The 18,865-nt window shown below is 39.4% G+C and carries 19 protein-coding genes; 7 read left to right on the top strand and 12 right to left on the bottom strand.

Features of this window, described 5'->3' with window-relative positions:
* Both CJ263_RS09745 and CJ263_RS09740 read left to right on the top strand, forming a co-directional pair.
* On the top strand, positions 1 to 2,073 hold the full coding sequence (locus tag CJ263_RS09745; protein ID WP_094997089.1) for a M16 family metallopeptidase: 2,073 nt from the start codon (positions 1 to 3) through the stop codon (positions 2,071 to 2,073).
* A gap of 161 nt (positions 2,074 to 2,234) precedes the next feature.
* Complete coding sequence (locus CJ263_RS09740; RefSeq protein WP_094997088.1) at positions 2,235 to 2,657, top strand: hypothetical protein; 423 nt, start codon at positions 2,235 to 2,237, stop codon at positions 2,655 to 2,657.
* On the opposite strand, the gene CJ263_RS09735 is transcribed toward CJ263_RS09740, so the two are convergent.
* The 6 genes from CJ263_RS09735 to mutY are packed head-to-tail and all read right to left on the bottom strand — an operon-like array spanning position 2,650 to position 8,184.
* Positions 2,650 to 3,789 (bottom strand): MBL fold metallo-hydrolase, encoded by a 1,140-nt coding sequence (locus CJ263_RS09735; RefSeq protein ID WP_308423223.1) that lies wholly within the window; start codon positions 3,787 to 3,789, stop codon positions 2,650 to 2,652. The two genes, CJ263_RS09740 and CJ263_RS09735, sit on opposite strands and share 8 nt — an antisense overlap.
* Positions 3,789 to 4,736, bottom strand: a complete 948-nt coding sequence (locus tag CJ263_RS09730) for a pyridoxal-phosphate dependent enzyme (RefSeq protein ID WP_094997086.1) — start codon at positions 4,734 to 4,736, stop codon at positions 3,789 to 3,791. The genes CJ263_RS09735 and CJ263_RS09730 overlap by 1 nt, the downstream gene beginning before the upstream one ends.
* A gap of 12 nt (positions 4,737 to 4,748) precedes the next feature.
* Positions 4,749 to 5,303 (bottom strand): gliding motility lipoprotein GldD, encoded by a 555-nt coding sequence (gene gldD, locus CJ263_RS09725; RefSeq protein ID WP_094997085.1) that lies wholly within the window; start codon positions 5,301 to 5,303, stop codon positions 4,749 to 4,751.
* Positions 5,293 to 6,621, bottom strand: coding sequence for a gliding motility-associated protein GldE (locus tag CJ263_RS09720; protein ID WP_229702402.1), 1,329 nt, complete (start codon positions 6,619 to 6,621; stop codon positions 5,293 to 5,295). The genes gldD and CJ263_RS09720 overlap by 11 nt, the downstream gene beginning before the upstream one ends.
* A gap of 23 nt (positions 6,622 to 6,644) precedes the next feature.
* Positions 6,645 to 7,109: a single-stranded DNA-binding protein gene (locus CJ263_RS09715; protein WP_094997083.1), complete on the bottom strand. Its 465-nt coding sequence runs from the start codon at positions 7,107 to 7,109 to the stop codon at positions 6,645 to 6,647.
* Positions 7,110 to 7,134: 25 nt separating this feature from the next.
* On the bottom strand, positions 7,135 to 8,184 hold the full coding sequence (gene mutY / locus CJ263_RS09710; protein ID WP_094997082.1) for an A/G-specific adenine glycosylase: 1,050 nt from the start codon (positions 8,182 to 8,184) through the stop codon (positions 7,135 to 7,137).
* Positions 8,185 to 8,310: 126 nt separating this feature from the next.
* On the opposite strand from mutY, the gene CJ263_RS09705 reads away from it, so the two are divergent.
* From CJ263_RS09705 to CJ263_RS09690, 4 genes are all read left to right on the top strand, one after another.
* Positions 8,311 to 8,601 carry an HU family DNA-binding protein gene (locus tag CJ263_RS09705; protein WP_013306152.1) on the top strand — a complete coding sequence of 97 codons (291 nt, stop codon included), beginning with the start codon at positions 8,311 to 8,313 and terminating at the stop codon, positions 8,599 to 8,601.
* 259 nt (positions 8,602 to 8,860) lie between these two features.
* On the top strand, positions 8,861 to 10,408 hold the full coding sequence (locus CJ263_RS09700; protein ID WP_094999197.1) for an Rne/Rng family ribonuclease: 1,548 nt from the start codon (positions 8,861 to 8,863) through the stop codon (positions 10,406 to 10,408).
* 161 nt (positions 10,409 to 10,569) lie between these two features.
* On the top strand, positions 10,570 to 11,145 hold the full coding sequence (locus CJ263_RS09695) for a PepSY domain-containing protein (protein WP_094997081.1): 576 nt from the start codon (positions 10,570 to 10,572) through the stop codon (positions 11,143 to 11,145).
* Positions 11,145 to 11,618, top strand: a complete 474-nt coding sequence (locus CJ263_RS09690; RefSeq protein WP_094997080.1) for a regulatory protein RecX — start codon at positions 11,145 to 11,147, stop codon at positions 11,616 to 11,618. The genes CJ263_RS09695 and CJ263_RS09690 overlap by 1 nt, the downstream gene beginning before the upstream one ends.
* A 118-nt stretch (positions 11,619 to 11,736) precedes the next feature.
* Here CJ263_RS09690 and CJ263_RS09685 read toward each other — a convergent pair whose 3' ends face one another.
* The 4 genes from CJ263_RS09685 to bioA all read right to left on the bottom strand — a co-directional run bounded on the left by CJ263_RS09685 (position 11,737) and on the right by bioA (position 16,322).
* A complete protein-coding gene (locus tag CJ263_RS09685; RefSeq protein ID WP_373288299.1) occupies positions 11,737 to 12,603 on the bottom strand; it encodes a cupin-like domain-containing protein in 867 nt (288 codons plus the stop codon).
* A 78-nt stretch (positions 12,604 to 12,681) separates the two neighbouring features.
* Entirely contained in the window at positions 12,682 to 13,776 is a 1,095-nt protein-coding gene (gene bioB / locus CJ263_RS09680) for a biotin synthase BioB (protein ID WP_094999196.1), read from the bottom strand.
* 66 nt (positions 13,777 to 13,842) lie between these two features.
* Positions 13,843 to 15,042 (bottom strand): beta-ketoacyl synthase N-terminal-like domain-containing protein, encoded by a 1,200-nt coding sequence (locus CJ263_RS09675; RefSeq protein WP_094997078.1) that lies wholly within the window; start codon positions 15,040 to 15,042, stop codon positions 13,843 to 13,845.
* Positions 15,043 to 15,047: 5 nt separating this feature from the next.
* Positions 15,048 to 16,322: an adenosylmethionine--8-amino-7-oxononanoate transaminase gene (gene bioA, locus CJ263_RS09670; protein ID WP_094997077.1), complete on the bottom strand. Its 1,275-nt coding sequence runs from the start codon at positions 16,320 to 16,322 to the stop codon at positions 15,048 to 15,050.
* Positions 16,323 to 16,384: 62 nt separating this feature from the next.
* Here bioA and CJ263_RS09665 point away from each other — a divergent pair, with 62 nt between their 5' ends.
* On the top strand, positions 16,385 to 17,875 hold the full coding sequence (locus CJ263_RS09665) for an ArnT family glycosyltransferase (RefSeq protein ID WP_094997076.1): 1,491 nt from the start codon (positions 16,385 to 16,387) through the stop codon (positions 17,873 to 17,875).
* On the opposite strand, the gene bioD is transcribed toward CJ263_RS09665, so the two are convergent.
* Together bioD and CJ263_RS09655 are read right to left on the bottom strand one after the other, a co-directional pair.
* Complete coding sequence (gene bioD / locus CJ263_RS09660) at positions 17,861 to 18,478, bottom strand: dethiobiotin synthase (protein WP_094997075.1); 618 nt, start codon at positions 18,476 to 18,478, stop codon at positions 17,861 to 17,863. The two genes, CJ263_RS09665 and bioD, sit on opposite strands and share 15 nt — an antisense overlap.
* A gap of 2 nt (positions 18,479 to 18,480) precedes the next feature.
* Positions 18,481 to 18,864, bottom strand: a complete 384-nt coding sequence (locus tag CJ263_RS09655) for a putative signal transducing protein (protein WP_094997074.1) — start codon at positions 18,862 to 18,864, stop codon at positions 18,481 to 18,483.
* Position 18,865: the final 1 nt, after the last annotated feature.

Raw genomic sequence — 18,865 nt, 5'->3', positions numbered from 1 at the left:
ATGAAAAAATTATATATACTATTTTTTACAGTCCTAGCTACCTTAGTGTCACAGGCACAAGTAGATAGAACCAAAATGCCTGAACCTGGACCAGCTCCAGAAATCAATCTGGAAGAACCTCAAAGTTTCAATCTCAATAATGGATTAAAGGTAATGGTTGTGGAGAACCATAAATTGCCAAGGGTATCCATTCAATTGACCATAGACAACCCTCCTATTTTGGAAGGCGACAAGGCCGGTGTTTCAAGCTTAACGGGGTCATTGATGGGAAAAGGATCCAAAAACATCCCTAAGGACGAGTTCAATGAAGAGGTGGATTTTCTTGGGGCCCGACTTAATTTTGGTGCACAGAGTGCTTTTGCAAGTTCACTTTCCAAGTATTTTCCCAGAATGATGGAGTTGATGGCCGATGCCGCCATTAATCCAAATTTCACCCAAGAGGAGTTTGATAAGGAAAAGGACATTTTAATTACGGCCCTAAAGACAGAGGAAAAAGATGTGTCGGCCATTAGTGGAAGGGTTCAAAGGGCATTGGCTTATGGAAAAGACCATCCATACGGTGAATTTACCACGATAGAGACGGTTAACAATGTTAAGCTAGATGACGTAAAGGCCTTTTACAGGGATTATTTTGTGCCGGCGAATGCCTATTTGGTAGTAGTGGGCGATGTTAATTTTGACGAGGTAAAGGAATTGACGGAAAAATACTTTACTCCCTGGACCAAAGCTGTCCCCCCTTCTTATACCTACAGCAAACCTAAGGATGTCTATAATACGCAAATTAGTTTCGTTGATATGCCCAATGCCGTACAGTCTGAAATAGTGGTACAGAATATCGTTAACCTTAAAATGAAGGATGATGATTATCTGGCCGCCTTGATAGCAAACCAAATCTTGGGAGGTGGTGGAGAAGCCCGACTTTTTCTAAACTTGAGGGAGGACAAAGGGTATACCTACGGTTCCTATTCCGCTATTGGAGATGATAAATATGAACCTTCAAGATTCAGGGCCGTTGCCAGTGTTCGTAATGCCGTCACGGACAGTTCAGTAGTTGAAATTCTGAAAGAAATCGATAAAATAATTACGGAACCCGTGTCCAAAAAGGAATTGGAAAACACCAAGGCCAAATATGCCGGTAGGTTTGTAATGGCTCTGGAACAGCCACAGACCATTGCCAATTATGCACTGAACATCGAAAAAGAAGGATTACCAAAAGATTTTTACAAAACCTATCTAGAGCGTTTGGAAAATATAACGGTGGAAGATGTTCAAAAAGCGGCCAAAAAATACTTCAGCTCCTCTAATGCCCGCGTTGTGGTAGCCGGTAAAGGCAGTGATGTTTTGGAGAATTTGGAAAAGGTAGAGTTTAAAGGGAAGAAATTACCCGTTCTATTCTACACCAAAACTGCAGAAAAGACAGAAAAACCAGATTATAATGTAGCTACCCCTGAAGGTCTTACAGCTGAAAAAGTGATTGAAAAATACATCGAGGCCATAGGCGGAAAGGATAAATTGGAAAGTGTAGATTCCTATTCCATGACAGCCGAGGCCGAAATGCAAGGGATGAAACTCAACCTGGAACTTAAGAAAACATCCAAGGACCAGTTTATGCAGGATATTACCATGATGGGTAATTCTTTAAGTAAGCAGGTGCTGGATGGCGATAAAGGCTACACCGTGGCCCAAGGTCAACGCAAGGATTTTTCTGAAGAAGAAATCATTAAAATAAAGGAAGAATCTGCTCCCTTCCCTGAACTTAATTATCTGGCTGCAGGAGGTATTTCATTGGAAGGAACCGATATGGTAGGTGATAAAAAAGCATACAAAGTGAAAATCACCGACAATAAAACTGCTTTTTACGATACCGAAACCGGCCTTAAACTGCAAGAGGTAAATGTTTTAGAGATGCAGGGACAGACCATGCAACAAACCTTGGTTTTAAGTGACTATAAAGAGGTTTCCGGAATATTATTTCCCTATAAATTAACCCAAAGTATGGGAACCCAGAATATTGAGTTCATTGTTTCCGAAATCAAGGTCAACGACGGGGTCACTCCTGCGGATTTTGAATAGTATTACCTTTGTAATGATTTTAAGGGGCCCATTTGATTTTCAAGTGGGCTTTCTTATTTCACATTTTATAACTGGAAGTTTAGAGTCTATAAATCATAGGTTATTGCCCTATTTGGTATCTTTGCAGAATTATTAACACGCTTCTACTTAAGAATAGAAATATGAAAAAATATCTTATACCAATCCTAAGTTGCTTAGTACTTTTCATCTCCTGCAAGGAAGAAAAGAAAGAAAAAGCTCCTACACAAATGGAACAAGTTATGGCCATACATGATGAGGTCATGCCCAAAATGGGACAATTGGGAAAATTAGTTGGTCAATTAAAACCCATGGCAGATTCGCTAGGTGCAGATTCTCCAGAAGCTAAGGCGATGAGAGATTTACAGGATGCCAATAAGGCTATGATGGATTGGATGCAAAATTTTGGTAATAGATTTGAGCCAGAGGAAATTATGGAGGGCAAGGAACTCAGTGAAGAAAAGAAACAATGGTTAGACGAGGAAGAGGTTGAGGTCAAAGAGGTCAAGGAAAAAATCAATTCCAGTATTGCCAACGCAGAAGCCCTATTGGAAAAAGCTAATTAACTTCATTCCACCATTTTTCCTCGTCTTCCCGTAGTGAATCCAAATAAATGAATTCCCCAATTCTGGGTGTACTAATTGGCATATTCAATTCCTTTGCTTTTTGGGTTACCCGGATTACAGGATCGGTCCATGAATGCATTGCCAATTTAAAGGCACCCCAGTGAATGGGCATAATCATCTTCGCCTTTACATCAATACCGGCTTGCGCCGTTTCCTCGGGCATCATATGTATTTCCTTCCAGAGTTCATTATACTGTCCACATTCCATCATAGCGAAATCAAAAGGTCCATATGTATTCCCTATTTCCTTGAAATGGCTTCCATAACCGCTATCCCCACTAAAAAAGATATTGGTGCTGTCCATTTGAACGACCCAACTACTCCATAAAGTTTTGCCCCTATCCGCTAATCCACGTCCGGAAAAATGTTGGGCAGGTGTACATTTTAAAGAAACCTCTTCAAAAAGAGTATCATCCCACCAATCCATTTCGATAATATTAGCTTCGGGCACACCCCATTCCCTCAAGTGTGACCCCACTCCCAACGGAGTAAAAAACATTTTTACTTTATCCCTTAACTTAAGAATGGACTTATAATCTAAGTGGTCATAATGATCATGGGATAGGAGGACCATATCAATTGGGGGCAATTGCTCTATCTCGATAGGCAAGTGTTCACTAAATCTTTTTCCACCCAATAAAGGATGGGGAGCAGGGACAGGTCCAAACATAGGGTCGATTAAAATATTCTTACCATTTTTTTGAAACAGAAAGGCGGAGTGGCCAAACCATATAAGTCTTGCGGCTCCAGAATAATTGGCCAATTCCAAAGAATCTACTTTTACCGTAGGGAGATTACCATTGGGTCTAGTATTTGATTGCGAAGCGAAAAAGCCACGCATCCCCTTTATGTAATCACTGAATCCCATACTCATCTTTACCCCACCAAGGTTTTCAAAAACACCATTTTTATAGTTTGGGGATTTTGAGAAACGCTCCTTTTTTGTGTCCGGAATGGTACCGCCAAACTCCGGATTCAGATTTACAAAAAGTGCCACCAGAACAAAAAGTATAACCAGTATACTTATAATCGTTATCAACATACGTTTTAATATCCGTTTTAACCGTTTCACTAAAAGGGCAATTGATTCAAATCCACATTACCTCCAGAAATTATCACCCCGACCTTTTTATTTTGATAGTCCGATGCATTCTCCTGATTATCCCTTATCAACGCTGCCAAAGCTACGGCACTTGAGGGTTCTATTATAATTTTCATTCTTTCCCAAACCAATCGCATTGCCGAAATTATTTCTTCCTCCGTGACACAGACAATTTTGGCAACATGTTCTTTGATTATAGGAAAATTAACATCGCCCAAGGTGGTTCTTAATCCATCTGCAATAGTGTTTACGGTTTCGTTTCCTTCAATCTTTCCAGAAATCAATGACCTGTAGGCATCATCGGCTTCCATGGGTTCTCCCCCGATTACCTTACAGTTCTTGCCAAAGTATTTTGCAGTAAGGGAAGAGCCGGCAATAAGTCCACCACCGCCCACGGGACAGAAAATCACATCTAAATCCGGCTGTTCGTTCAATAGTTCCATGGCAGCGGTTCCTTGACCAATTATCACGTTCAAATCATTGGATGGATGTAAAAAAGTGGCACCGGTATCGTGGGATATCTTATCGGCCATGGTCTGTCTTGCTTCAACGGTTGGCTCACATTCATATATGATACCCCCATAAGTCACGACCCCTTCCTTTTTAACTTTAGGTGCGGATGTAGGCATAACAATATGGGCCGGAACACCTAGGCTCTTAGCAGCCAAGGAAACGGCTTGGGCGAAATTACCGGAGGAATGGGTCACCACACCCTTTTTTCTTTCTTCATCCCCAAGTTTTAAAATCGCATTGGTGGCACCCCTAATTTTATAGGCACCTGTTCGTTGAAAGTTTTCACATTTAAAGAAAACCTTACAACCCAGTCTTTTGTCGATTAGAGAAGAAGTTAATACGGGAGTTGCATGAACAAATGGAACTATTCTTTGATGACATTTAAGTAGCTCTTCCTTGTTCATGGCTTGCTTGTTTTATTTCCATTCCAACGTTTCTATGATACCCCTTATATCGTTTTGAAGGTAGGCCGCCGCGGGTAAAATGGAATCATAGTTTGGCTTGGTATAAAAATAGACAGATCCTGTTAAAAAATGTTCGGTACTATCGGTTACAAAGAACTGGGACTGGGAAGCGGCATTTCCCTGAACTTCGAACAAGGAACCATAGACCTTTTTATCAGGGTTTACATAGGGTTGTTCCACTATATTATCAGCTTTTACGGCATGTTCATAACTAAGACGCCTGGCATCTGTAATGAGTTTTTCCAGATTACCATCGACTTTTTTATAACTTAAGAAAATGGCACCCTTCATGTCTGGGTATATCAAAGAGAATGCGTTTTCCGAATCAAGATCCGGTGTAGCTAGCCCGTTATATTGAAACTTAAAGTCATTCATCTCCAAGTTCGAAAGGGGACCTTCCGGGTATTCCAATCGTATTTGAGCCTTTGGTTTAGGGATGGCCTGATCCTCACATGCAAAAAAAAGAAAGCTGCAAATAACAAGCAGGGACATTAGTTTAAGCTTCATGTGGCAATGTTACTTTAATTTGTTTCAATCTTTTTTTATCAAAACTTTCCACTACAAATTTATAATCTTGGAACACTACTTCCTCTCCCCTTTTTGGAAAACTTCCTGCCATTTCCAGTACAAAGCCTGCTATAGTTTCAGATTCACCCTTGTTATCCTCAAAAATATCCTCATCAATCGGTTTAATGACCCTATAAAAATCCTTGAGTGTCGTTTTTCCCTCAAATACGTAATTATAGTCATCCAATTTGGAAAAAACCAAATCCTCGTCATCGAACTCGTCGCTTATATCCCCAACTATTTCTTCAATAATATCTTCCAATGTTACAATACCGGAGGTTCCACCGTACTCGTCCACTACGACTGCCAAATGATTCTTCTTTGCCTGAAAATCTGCCAATAAATCATCCAACTTCTTGTTCTCTGGCACAAAGTAGGGCTCCCTTATCAAGGACATCCAATTAAACGACTTGCGATCCAGATATGGTAAAAGGTCCTTTACATATAATACGCCGAGTACGTTATCAACATTTTCCGAAAAAACAGGAATCCTAGAGTAGCCGTTCTTTTTGATTTCCTCCAGTATTTCAGGAAATTTCATTTGCTCATTCAATGCAAAAATGTCAATCCTAGGTCTCATTACTTGTTTGGTATCCGTATTTCCAAACGTAACGATACCCTGTAAAATCTTTTGTTCCTCTTTAGTGGTGTCCCCATGGGAAGTGAGTTCCAAGGCTTGCGATAAATGATCAACGCTCAGGTTGGATTTTTCCTTCCCCAACTTGTTATATAGGAAAATAGTACCGGCACGCATTGGAAGGCTTAGAGGTGAAAATAAAAAGTCCAACACTTTCAATGGATACGCCATAGTATTGGAGAAACTAAGTCGGTTTCTATTGGCATAGACCTTGGGCAATATTTCACCGAACATCAAAATCAAAAAGGTGGCCACTACCACTTCCAATAGGAACCTAACGGAAACAATATTGAACAACACCGTATTTACTTGAGAGAAAAGAGTGTCCCCAATTAAATTAAAAATCAGCACAACCCCAATATTAATGGCATTGTTGGCAATAAGTATGGTCGCCAATAGCTTTTTTGGACGCTCCAACAACTTAATCAAGATGTTGCTTTTGTCCGTTTTTTGCTCCTTTATTTCATTTATTTCCGTAACCGAAAGTCCAAACAAGGCCACCTCAGCACCAGAAATAAGTGCGGAGCACATAAGAAGAACGACCAACATGGCAATATTTAGTGCAAAAACACTATCCATCACCATAAAATTCAAGGTCAGTGGTAAAGGGTCAGGATCCAATTAATATATTTTAATGTCCAATTTTAGAATGGTAAATCGTCATCTTCATCCTGTCCTAAAGGTGCAGGAGTCTTAGGTGGTGTCCTTTCATCATCCTGATTAGGTTGTGATTGGGTAGATTGTCCGGAACTAGTGCCCATGCCACTTTCCTGTTTTGTTGTCAAAAAGGTAAAATCCTGCACGTGCACCTCAGTGGTATACCTTGTATTGCCGTCCTCACCCTGCCATTGCCTGTTTTTAAGACGTCCTTCTACATACACCTTATCTCCCTTGCTCAAATATTTTTCACAGATTTCCGCAGCCTTGTTTCTTACAACAATATTATGCCAATCCGTATTGGTAACACGCTCTCCTGTTTGTTTATTGGTATACGTTTCGTTGGTAGCCAATGGAAACCTACCTATACATCCCCCACCTTCAAAATAGTGCATCTTCACTTCGTCCCCTAGATGCCCAATTAGCATCACTTTGTTTAATGTACCGCTCATATCTTTTTTATTCTGTTCAAAAGTACTAAAATTTAAATGTTTTCATGAACTCCGCAATCAATACGGGCACCGGATATTTTTTTAGATCGGAAACCGCAATTCCCTCTTGCAGTTCAATAACCTCCTCTACAATCCAAAATTTGGTGTGCAAGTGCTGATGGGATAATTTGTGAACAATAAACTCTTTATTATATAAGCTCATTTGGGGTTTTCCTTTTAAGTTCAAAATTTCCCCATAACTCTTTTCAATTTGGTCCAACTCTGCTTCATTTTCTGTCTCCAACAAGGGAAACTCCCAAAGGTTTTGCCAAATACCCTTTCCTTTTCGCTGCCTAAGTTGAGTGATTTTGTCACCAGCTTCGGTAATACTTATAGGTACCAAATAGTTAAAATACCTTTTTTTTACTTTGGTCTTTCCAACCTTGACCGGTAAATTTTTTATGGTTCCTTTTGCCAAGGCCAAGCATCCATCAGCAATTGGACACATTTCACAATTAGGATTCTTTGGAGTGCATTGTATGGCACCGAATTCCATAATACCCTGATTATAATCCCCGATATTGATTGGGGGCAACATTTCCTGAGCCAACTGCTTAAAATATTTTATTCCTTCGGAACTATTAATGGGTATATCTACACCAAAATATCGGGACAATACCCTATACACATTTCCGTCCACTACCGCCTGGGGCTCGTTAAAACAAATGGATGATATTGCACTGGCCGTATAATCCCCAATTCCCTTTAACTTTAAAAGCTCCTCATAACTAGTGGGAAACACACCATTGTAATCCTGAACTACCATTTTTGCCGCGGCATGTAAATTTCTTGCCCTCGAGTAGTATCCCAGACCTTGCCATAGTTTTAAGACCTGCTCTTCTTCCGCATTGGCCAAATCCCTAACCGTTGGAAACGCATCAACAAACCTAAAGTAATACGGCATTCCCTGTGCTACCCTTGTCTGTTGCAAGATAATTTCCGATAACCAGATTTTATAAGGGTCCAAGGTCTCCCGCCACGGCAGATCTCGCTTATTTTCATGGTACCAGGCCAAAATTTTATCGGAAAAAGACATTGCCAAAAATAATAAGGGGCAAAAGTATCAGTTTAAATACTTAAAATTAGATCTTTAGAAAGAAAGATTGAATTTAATTTATATATTTGCAACCCGAAAAAAATACAGAAAATCTAATATTGTAAGATGACGAAAGCGGAAATTGTATCGAAGATCTCAGATAAACTGGGAATTGAAAAAGGAGATGTACAAGCGACAGTTGAATCCTTTATGGAAGAAGTTAAAACTTCTTTGGAGAGTGGTGATAATGTGTACCTACGAGGTTTTGGAAGTTTTATAATCAAAACCAGGGCAGAGAAAACAGGTAGGAACATCTCTAAAAATACAACCATCAAAATCCCCGCCCATAACATTCCTGCATTTAAGCCGGCAAAGGTTTTTGTAGAAGGTGTAAAAAGCAACGTACAAGTAAAATAATAATCTAAAAAGAAGAACTTTATGCCGAGCGGTAAGAAAAGAAAAAGACATAAGGTAGCTACCCATAAGCGTAAAAAGCGCAGAAGAGCTAACCGACACAAGAAAAAGTAGTTTTAGAAACTACTTTTTCGTTTTAATACCCACGTTCCTTGACATAGAGACTCCAAAGAGAGCCTCGGCAGATTTTTTAAATCTGTTTCCAGCATTGTTTAATCCATCTATCCCTAATTTTTATTGGGATGGATATAAATACATTCAGGTGAATAGAGAATTAATCGTAAGATCTAGTTCCGATGCCGTAGACTTTGCCTTATTAAAGGACGGAAAACTCACTGAGCTGCACAAAGAGGAAGACAATAATAACTTTTCGGTCGGCGATATATTCTTGGCCAAAATTCGCAAGCCGGTTACCGGACTAAATGCGGCCTTTGTCAACGTTGGTTATGAAAAAGATGCTTTTTTGCATTATCATGACCTTGGACCACAGTTATCTTCCATGTTAAAGTTCATAAAGCAAGTGAGTTCCGGGAAATTAAAGGATTACTCCTTGAAAAACTTTCCATTTGATAAAGATATTGATAAGAATGGCGTAATAACGGATGTTATTAAGGCCAATCAATCACTTTTAGTGCAAATTGTAAAAGAACCGATTTCCACCAAAGGACCCAGAATAAGTTCAGAGCTTTCCATTGCAGGACGATATCTAGTGATGGTGCCCTTTTCCGATCGCGTATCCGTATCACAAAAGATAGCGAGCAAGGAAGAGAAGGACAGGTTGAAAAGACTTGTCAAGAGCATAAAACCAAAAGGGTTTGGAGTCATCATTAGAACAGTTGCAGAAGGCAAAAAAGTTGCGGAACTGGACAAAGATCTAGAAAACTTGCTGAACAAATGGTCAGCAATGTGTAAAAAATTATATCGGGCTCAGACGCCCTCAAAAGTATTGGTGGAGCTCAACAGGGCTTCCTCTATCCTTAGGGATATATTTAACGATAGCTTTACCGGAATTTATGTGGACGATCCTACTTTATATGGCGAAATCAAGGACTATGTTTCAGAGATTGCACCAGAGAAGGAATCCATTGTTAAACACTACACCACCAATGTTCCTATTTTTGAGAAATTCGGAATAGACAGACAAATTAAAACTTCCTTTGGACGCACCGCGACCATGAGCAAAGGTGCTTATCTTATCATAGAACATACCGAAGCATTACACGTTATAGACGTTAATAGCGGTAACCGTTCCAGTAAGGCAAAGAACCAAGAAGATACAGCTTTGGAAGTAAACCTTTTGGCCGCTTCTGAAATTGCAAGACAGCTTCGCTTAAGGGATATGGGAGGTATCATCGTAGTGGATTTTATCGATATGGTAAAATCTCAACACAGAAAAAAGCTTTTTGACCATCTTAGGGATGAGATGAAAGATGACCGGGCAAAGCATAAGATCTTACCTCCAAGTAAGTTTGGGCTAATACAGATAACAAGACAGCGTGTTAGACCCGAAATGAACATTAAAACCACCGAAGAAAATCCTAACAAAGGTGGACAGGAGATTGAAGCTCCCATTGTATTGATCAATAAAATCAATGCGGATTTAGAGCGCTTGCTGAAAGGACCTGCTAAGGACAATAGCATTATATTGAACATACACCCTTTTATTGCAGCTTATATTTCCAAAGGATTCCCATCGATCCGTACCAAGTGGTTCTTGGAACATAAAAGATGGATAAAAATTCAACCAAGGGATGCGTATACGTATCTTGAATACCGTTTTAAAAATAAAGACGGCAAAACAATATATTAACGAAAAAGCGACTCCTTTTAGGAAGTCGCTTTTTTTGTTGGTAAGGATTTCGAATATGTAATGTCGTAAAAATTTGAACTCCTAAAATGCCGGAAACCTTTTCACAAAAATTATGCTTCCCTTACCTTTAGCAAGTAATATTGCAAATGAAATACTTGTCCATGTCAAAAAACAATCTACGGCAACAACAAGCCAAAGTTCTTCGCATTTCCCGGAAATTACACAGAACAACCGGTGCCCTTCTTTTTTTCTTTTTTTTATTCATATCGATAACAGGCCTGCTGCTGGGATGGAAAAAAAATAGCAATGGACTTATCTTGGCAAATACGGAGAAAGGGACCTCTACCGAACTCTCCGAATGGTTACCCATGCATCAACTTAAATCAAACGCTCAAAAAATATTCAGGGATTCCATTTCAAAGGAATTGTCATCGGAAATTAATAGAATAGACGTAAGACCGGACAAGGGTGTTTTAAAGTTTACCTTCAAGGACAATTTCTACGGAATTCAATTGGATGGGGCTACCGGCGCCTTGTTGAAAATAGAAAGGCGTAGGTCCGATTTTATTGAACAAGTACATGATGGCTCCATTCTTGACCATTATGCGGGAACTTCAGGCGGACCCATCAAACTCTTTTATACCTCCGTAATGGGTTTGGCCCTATTGCTCTTTACGATAACAGGATTTTGGCTTTGGTACGGCCCGAAAAGAATGAGAAGAACTTCAAAGGTTTAATGAAGCGTAACGAAACATATACTTTGGAAGAAGCCACCCGAAAACTGGAGGGTTACTGCGCCTATCAGGACAGATGCCATAAGGAAATTGTGACAAAACTAAAGGGTATGGGTATGATTCCCTTGGCAATCGACACCGTTATCTCCCATTTAATCAAGGAAAATTTTCTTAACGAAGAACGTTTTGCAAAAAGCTTTGCCAGGGGTAAATTCAAGATAAAAAAATGGGGTAAAAATAGAATCGTTAATGAATTGAAATTCCGTGATATTTCAAGATACAATATCCAAACGGCCTTAAAAGAAATAGAAGGTCCTGAATATTTTAACACACTGGACAATTTGGCTAAAAAAAGACTAAAACAAATCACCGAAAAAAATAGCCAAAAAAGAAAAAAGAAACTTGCCGATTACCTTTTATACCGTGGTTGGGAAAGTCATTTAGTGTACGATAAGGTAAATGAGCTGGTTGGTTAAGCCTTTCAACAAACTTAGGGCGTCAATTTCGTTTTTTGTTGTTGGTTTCAATTGCTTCGCTCAGGATAACAAGCTTACTGTTAATCGGTAATTTTCCCTTGACTATAATTCCCAACTTCTATCTACTTGTATTTTTCAATTTATCAGTCCTGGAAATGGCCCTTTCATTTTTTTGATCAATCCACTTTTGTCCTTTTATCTTTCGCATTAAAACATCATAATGACGCATTATTAACACATTGTAAAGCGCCTTGGCGAGGTTTTTTGGGTTCCTTGCAATAGCCCTTAAACTCATGGAGAAACCCGGAGTAATATATTTCATATAATGCCAATACCCTTCTGGCATATACAATACCTCTCCATGTTTTAAATTAGTCCTATAGCCATTCGCCTTCCTTAAAACAGGCCATTTTTCATAATCTGGATTAGAAAAGTCTATACTCTCGTGTGTAATCAAGGAATGGGGAACCTTATACAAGTATTTGGTTTCGGATTGTGGAAAAAGAATACACTCCTTTTCACCTTCAAAATGAAAATGAAATATATTTCCTAGATCAATATCGTAATGCATAAAAGTATATGAGTCCTGCCCCCCGAAGAACAACATGGGAAGCCCTTTCATTAGTTTGACCCCAAAATCAGGATACGAATAGTCCTGTTGTAATTCTGGCACCTCCTTTAATATATTCCAAAGAAAGATGCGGTATTTTGTGGGTTTTGTTTTAAGTAACTCTATATACTCTGACATTTTCATTTTTGCATGTGGCTCGTTAAATCCGTCCTCATGCTGCACGGGCCTATCATCATAAAGTGGTACGACCTTATCCCCCGCTATGTTCTTCATGTAGTCCAAATTCCATTTACTGAATGCAGGCCAATCCTGGATTGCACTTTGTATGACAACAGGCTTTTGGGGCTTGAAATAATACGTTATAAAATCTTCCTTGGTAATAGAAGCTACCTTTGGAATTTCTGTTAACTTCAAAGCAATTTGGGTTTTTAGTAAACCGCAAATTTAGTTAACACGGAGAAAATACTTTATTAAAATTGTAATAATGTAGGACTAGTCCGTCAATTTTGTCTTCTGTTTGGCCTCTTCGTTCCGTTCAATGGTGTGACCGGGTCTGGTCCATTTTGGCTTTTCGTTTAACGATTTAAATTCTGATTCCGTAGCCTCTACCGTTTTTGGCTGTGACACCTTGATAAACGGTTTTTGAGGATTCAACCCTAGAAGTTTGAGCATTTCCATGTCTTCATTAACATCGGGGTTGGGAGTCGTCAATAGTTTATCGCCGGCAAAAATGGAATTGGCTCCGGCAAAAAAGCACATGGCCTGTCCTTCCCTACTCATTTGTGTTCTGCCTGCCGATAGACGAACCTGAGTTTCGGGCATCACAATTCTAGTAGTTGCGACCATACGGATCATATCCCAGATCGCGATGGGTTCCATGTCTTCCATGGGAGTCCCCTCTACAGCTACCAAGGCATTAATGGGTACCGATTCCGGTTGGGGATTAAGTGACGCCAAGGCCACTAGCATGCCTGCCCTATCCTCTTCCTTTTCCCCCATTCCAATAATACCACCACTACAGACCGTTACATTACTCTTGCGTACATTGTCTATCGTATCCAAACGGTCCTGAAACGCCCGGGTTGAGATTACATCTTTGTAATAATCCTCTGAAGTATCCAAGTTATGGTTGTATGCATAGAGACCCGCCTCCGCCAAGCGTTTTGCCTGATTTTCTGTAAGCATACCCAAAGTACAACAGACCTCCATATCCAACTTGTTTATGGTGCGAACCATCTCCAAGACCTGATCAAACTCCGGACCATCCTTTACATTACGCCATGCAGCCCCCATACAAACTCTTGAACTTCCTGAAGCTTTCGCCCGAAGTGCCTGAGCTTTTACATGGGAAACCGTCATTAAGTCGTTTCCCTCAATATCCGTATGGTAGCGTGCCGCTTGGGGGCAGTATCCGCAATCCTCAGGGCAACCTCCGGTCTTTATAGAAAGTAACGTAGAGACTTGAACCGTATTGGGGTCATGATGTTTTCTATGAACCGTAGCAGCTTCATAAAGTAGTTCCATCAAGGGTTTATTATAAATATCAAGAATTTCCTCCTTGGTCCAATCGTGTCTAGATTCGCTCATAAATTCCATAAAAATTAACAGTAATCAAAAATAGCGGAATAAGTTCAGAAAATATAATTGGATATTCTAAACTTTGGAAAGCACAATACTCACAGCATTCCCACCAAAGCCAACAGCATTGACCAATACATTGTTTACATGAGAAGGGAAATTCCCATTTTCCAAAAAGGGAACCTTAATTACTTTCTGATGTTTCAACATTAATATTGCCATCTCAATATTCAGCATACCCGAAGCTGCAAAGGTGTGTCCAAGTTTCCACTTATTAGTAGTTAAAAAAGGAATATTGTTACCAAAAACTTTTTTTATGGCGGAAACTTCAGAAATATCTCCTTTTAGTGTTCCAGGGGCATGCATTACGACAACATCGATATTTTCAAGAGGTATATTTTTTAAAGCCATCTTCATGGATTTCTGAAAACACATGGCATCTGAGGAAATAGATACATTATGCTCTAAATGTTCCGTAGCATAACCAACCCCCTCTATAATCGCCAAGGAAGACGGATGTATACCTTTCTCCAAACAGGCCATGGAAGCTCCTTCTCCCAATACCATGGAATTCTCTTTTTTTTCCAAGTCAAGGGACTTACAGGGATAGTTCCGATTTCGCCAAGCTAAGGGTAATTTGGTATTAGAAAGCTCTCTAGAGTAAATTTTCAAGGCTTTCATTTGTGCAATGGTAAACGGGGTCAAAGGAGCTTCGCTACCTCCCACTAAAAACTTATCCGCCATTCCACTTTTTAACCAAGCCACACCGTTTAATAGAGAATGTAATGCGGTGGAACAGGTAATGGAGTGCGAAAATTCCGGTCCGTTTGTTCCCAAATCATGGGCTACCCAGGATGAAATATTCCCCAAAGTGGTGGTGGGCGAAGTTAGGGAAGGTGTTCTATTATTCTTTAAATAGTCTTCATGAAAATTCTCAAACAGCCCGGTAGCTCCTCTCGAAGAACCAATATTAATTCCAAAATTTCTTTCTTCTTTCCTTGACCAACCTGCCATTTGAATAGCATTTCGGGAAGCAAGCAGTGCATATAACACGCTATTATCCAATTCTTTATATTTGGTGTCAGATTTTCTTAGTTTTTCAACCTTTTGATATGTATTCTTGTTTAATCGACCCACCCAGGTAGGATTATCGTCAAAGTCTTGCACAGTAAGAAAATGCTCGCTCTTTTGGTAATTTTGCCAAATTCCCTCCAAAGTCTCACCTAATGGAGAAATGGATGAAATAGCGGTAATTGAAATTTTATCCTTCGACATTCTATCTAGAAACTTTCCAGTAATTCGTTGATTGCATTATATATTTCTCGCAGTTGATCGTTCGAAATCACAAAGGGCGGCAAAACATATATTGTATTACCCAGTGGCCTAAGCATTATGCCTCTATTCATAAAAAACTGATATAGTTGATCTCTTAAATTACCATATCGTTCAATTTCCAAGTCCAAATCTATTGCAAGAATGACTCCCATAGCCCGAGTATGCTTAATTTTTGGATGGTTTCGAACGGATAAAACAAAAAACTTATGGGCAGCTTCAATATACGTTCTTCTCTCCATTATTTCCTTGGAATTCAGTAATTCCAGTCCTGCCAAGGCTGCGGCGCACCCTATAGGGTGTGCGCTATAAGTATGGGAGTGAAAAAAACCTTTTGATACCTCCTCACTTAGAAAAGCATCAAATACATTTTGTGAACAGCTCGTGATACTCAACGGAAACATGCCGGCCGTCAACGCCTTACTGAGGCACATCACATCAGGTAGGTTTTGCAGATTTTCAGATGCAAAGTTTTTCCCGGTTTTACCAAACCCTGTCATTACCTCATCGGCAATACAGAGTACATTGTGTTCCCTACACTTTTTAACGAGCTTGTCCAAACCTTTGGCAGAGTGAAATTTCATTCCCGCAGCACCTTGAACCAAGGGTTCAAATATGAAGGCAGCACAGCGATTATTTTTCAAAATCGATTCCAACTTTTCAAGAACTTCGTCTATATTTTGGTCATTCGGAACCGGGATACGCTCCACCTTTAACAAGAAATCCTCGAACGGCCCATTATAGGAGGATAACCCGGAGGCGCTCATCGCACCAAAGGTATCCCCATGGAATCCATTCTCAAAGGCTATTAAAGTGTCCCTTCTGTCATTATGATTATGGTGATACTGGAGTGCAATTTTAATTGCCGCCTCTATCGCGGTAGATCCATTATCATTAAAAAATAGTTTGGATTGATTATCTGGAAGTATAGCCATTAACTTTTCGGCCAAATCAATGGCCGGTTCATGGGTGAAGCCACTGAACATTACAAAATCCAATTTCTTCATTTGCTTGTTTATGGCTTCAGTAATGAATTTATTTCCATGGCCATACATAGCAGTATACCAAGAAGCAATGCCATCTATATAAGAATTTCCTGCCTCATCCCACAAAAGGGCTCCTTCCGCCCTAACAATACCTAAAGGAGGAGCGGCGGTTTTGTGCTGGGTCAACGGATGCCAAAGATATCTTTTGTCCCGTTCCGATAGATTTTTCCCTTTCATAGAATTCAAGAATCCACAATTTATCTATCTTGCAAAGATGGGAAATAAAGTTAAACTTGTGAATGAAACCTAGTGTTCTAAAAAACGTCCTTTACGGTAATTCCCAACTTAAAAACAGAACTGTTTTTCTAATTCTTACCGGAATTACATTTCTTATCCGTTTTCCTTTTTTCTTTAGAGATTATATAGACCGTGACGAAAGCACATTCATTCTTCTAGGGCAATCCTTGGTAGACGGATACCTGCCCTATACACAACTCTGGGATTTAAAACCACCTTTGACCTTTGCGTTCTTCGCCTCAATTATCTACTTCTTCGGAAAAAGTTTTATAGCCATTAGGCTTTTTGGCGTATTTCTGGTAACCATTACTGCATTTTATTCTTATAAAATCTCCATTAGAATGACTTCTTCACACGTTTCGCTTTGGGCAGCTTCATTCTGTGTGATTCTTTTGAGTTTATTTGGAAGTCTTCAAGGGGTAATGTCCGAACATATTTGTATGGCTTTTTTTATTCCTGCACTCTATTTGGTTATATCCAAAAAAGGGCCAGCTTGGTTTTTCCTTTCGGGCATTCTGATAGGTATTTCCATTATGGTTAAACTAAACATGGCCTATCCTGCCCTCTTGATTGGTTTGTACCTGTGTTATGGGTATTTCTTACGTAAAAAAAAAGTATCTATAGGGGGAGTTATTTCTTTCGGAATGGGAGCGACTACGGTGGTTTTATTGACCATTCTTCCATATTATTTAAATGGTCAAGTTTCCGTTTGGTGGAAATCGGTCATTTTAGCTCCATTGGAATACGCAGAGGCTCGGCGCTCTTCGATTTTTAAGCTTGCTCCTCCTTTTTTATTGATTGGAATACTATTATACAATTGTTGGAAGAGAAGAATTTTATCATTCAAAGACAGAACATCCTTGCTTTTATTTATTGCTGTATGTGGTGTCCTATTCTCATTTTTTAAAGGAGGCAGAATCAATGGTCATTATCTTATCCAAGTGTATCCTATGGTAATAATATTTTTATCAATACTTATTGATCAACTCGTTCATCAACATAATCTAAGTATTCCCAAGTTATATCTGTTTGTTTTGTTACTACTTCCAATAGAGAGTTATTTGGAATATGTGAACATCATTCAAAATAAAATTGAACGGGGAACTTTTTTTAATGGTGAGGGGTTTAGTGTTCCCAAATACCTTAAAGAAAATAATCTTGACAGTAATCAAATTCTCTTTTTAGGCTACCATATTGGTTATTGGAACATTGGTGAACTCCCCCCGACTATGGCTTCTACACATCCTAGTAATATCTGTAGGGACGAGCTCTATCCTTTTTTTGACAACCCTCGACCAAATTCCCTAGCAGAACTACATTATATCATGGAAGAGGTAAAGCCCCATACCGTTGTTGTAAGAAAGGGAAGAAGTGTATTCGACAAGGATGAAATAGAGGAAAACGAATATATAAATGCCTATTTGGCTAAGCATTACAAAATAGAGGCTACTGTAGAAAAGGCAGAAATTTTACAGCGGTTAGAGGGTCTCTAGAATGTGTTTAAATTGACCGGCATATTTGGCAATAACTTCCTTATCAATTTTAGGTTCCTCATTAATTCTTCCCACGAGGGACACCCCAGTTTTATGAAGGATTATGTTTTCGGTATGTGGATTCTCATTTCCATTGAACAGTACGGAAACATCATAACCTTTATTTTGTAACCACCCAATAGTCAATAATGAGTGGTTGATACTCCCCAAATAATGTTTGGAAACCACAATTACCTTGTACTCTGGCATTATGATGTCAAACATCGTATCCTCGTCATTCAATGGAACAAGAAGGCCTCCGGCACCTTCTATAACCAAATTTTTATCCGTTTTAGGTTCCTTAATATGGAAACGGTCAATTTTTAAACCGTCGATTTCAGCCGCCGCATGGGGACTCATTGCCGTCGTTAACTCATAACTACTAGGAAGAATGGTGGTTTGATCGTTTGATATGAGATTTTTTACCGTATCACTGTCGGTTTGATCCAAATCCCCAGATTGTATTGGTTTCCAATAATCTGCCTTTAGGGCTTCAGTAATGATGGCCGAAGCAACTGTCTTTCCAACACCTGTGGAAATACCGGTAACGAAGATTTTCTGCATTCTTAACTAGATTTAGTGATCATGCCACAATTTAGGCACTTATATTTTCTTTTCTCAAAAAATGGAAAAAGTTTATAAAAAACTCCCTTCCTGTTATAATATACTTCAGATTTTGATGCTTTGCAATTGGGACAGGTAATCGGGTTATCATTTTCATCCAATGCATACACACGGACCTCGTTATAAATTTCCAAAGCCCTTTCCTTATCCTGTGAATATACCAGTAATTTGACACCCCCTATGGCTTGGCTAATAAGAGGGTCAGAATTTAAGGTATTCTCGTCCCTAAGGAATACCGGGATACCCTCGGATTCTAATTTTCCTTTAAGGATTTGAACATCGGCAACGTATTCAAAAGAAGCCAATTGATAAAATTTCCCGTCCATG

Source organism: Maribacter cobaltidurans (assembly GCF_002269385.1).
Taxonomy (GTDB): domain Bacteria; phylum Bacteroidota; class Bacteroidia; order Flavobacteriales; family Flavobacteriaceae; genus Maribacter; species Maribacter cobaltidurans.
This window is presented reverse-complemented; position numbering and strand designations above follow the sequence as displayed.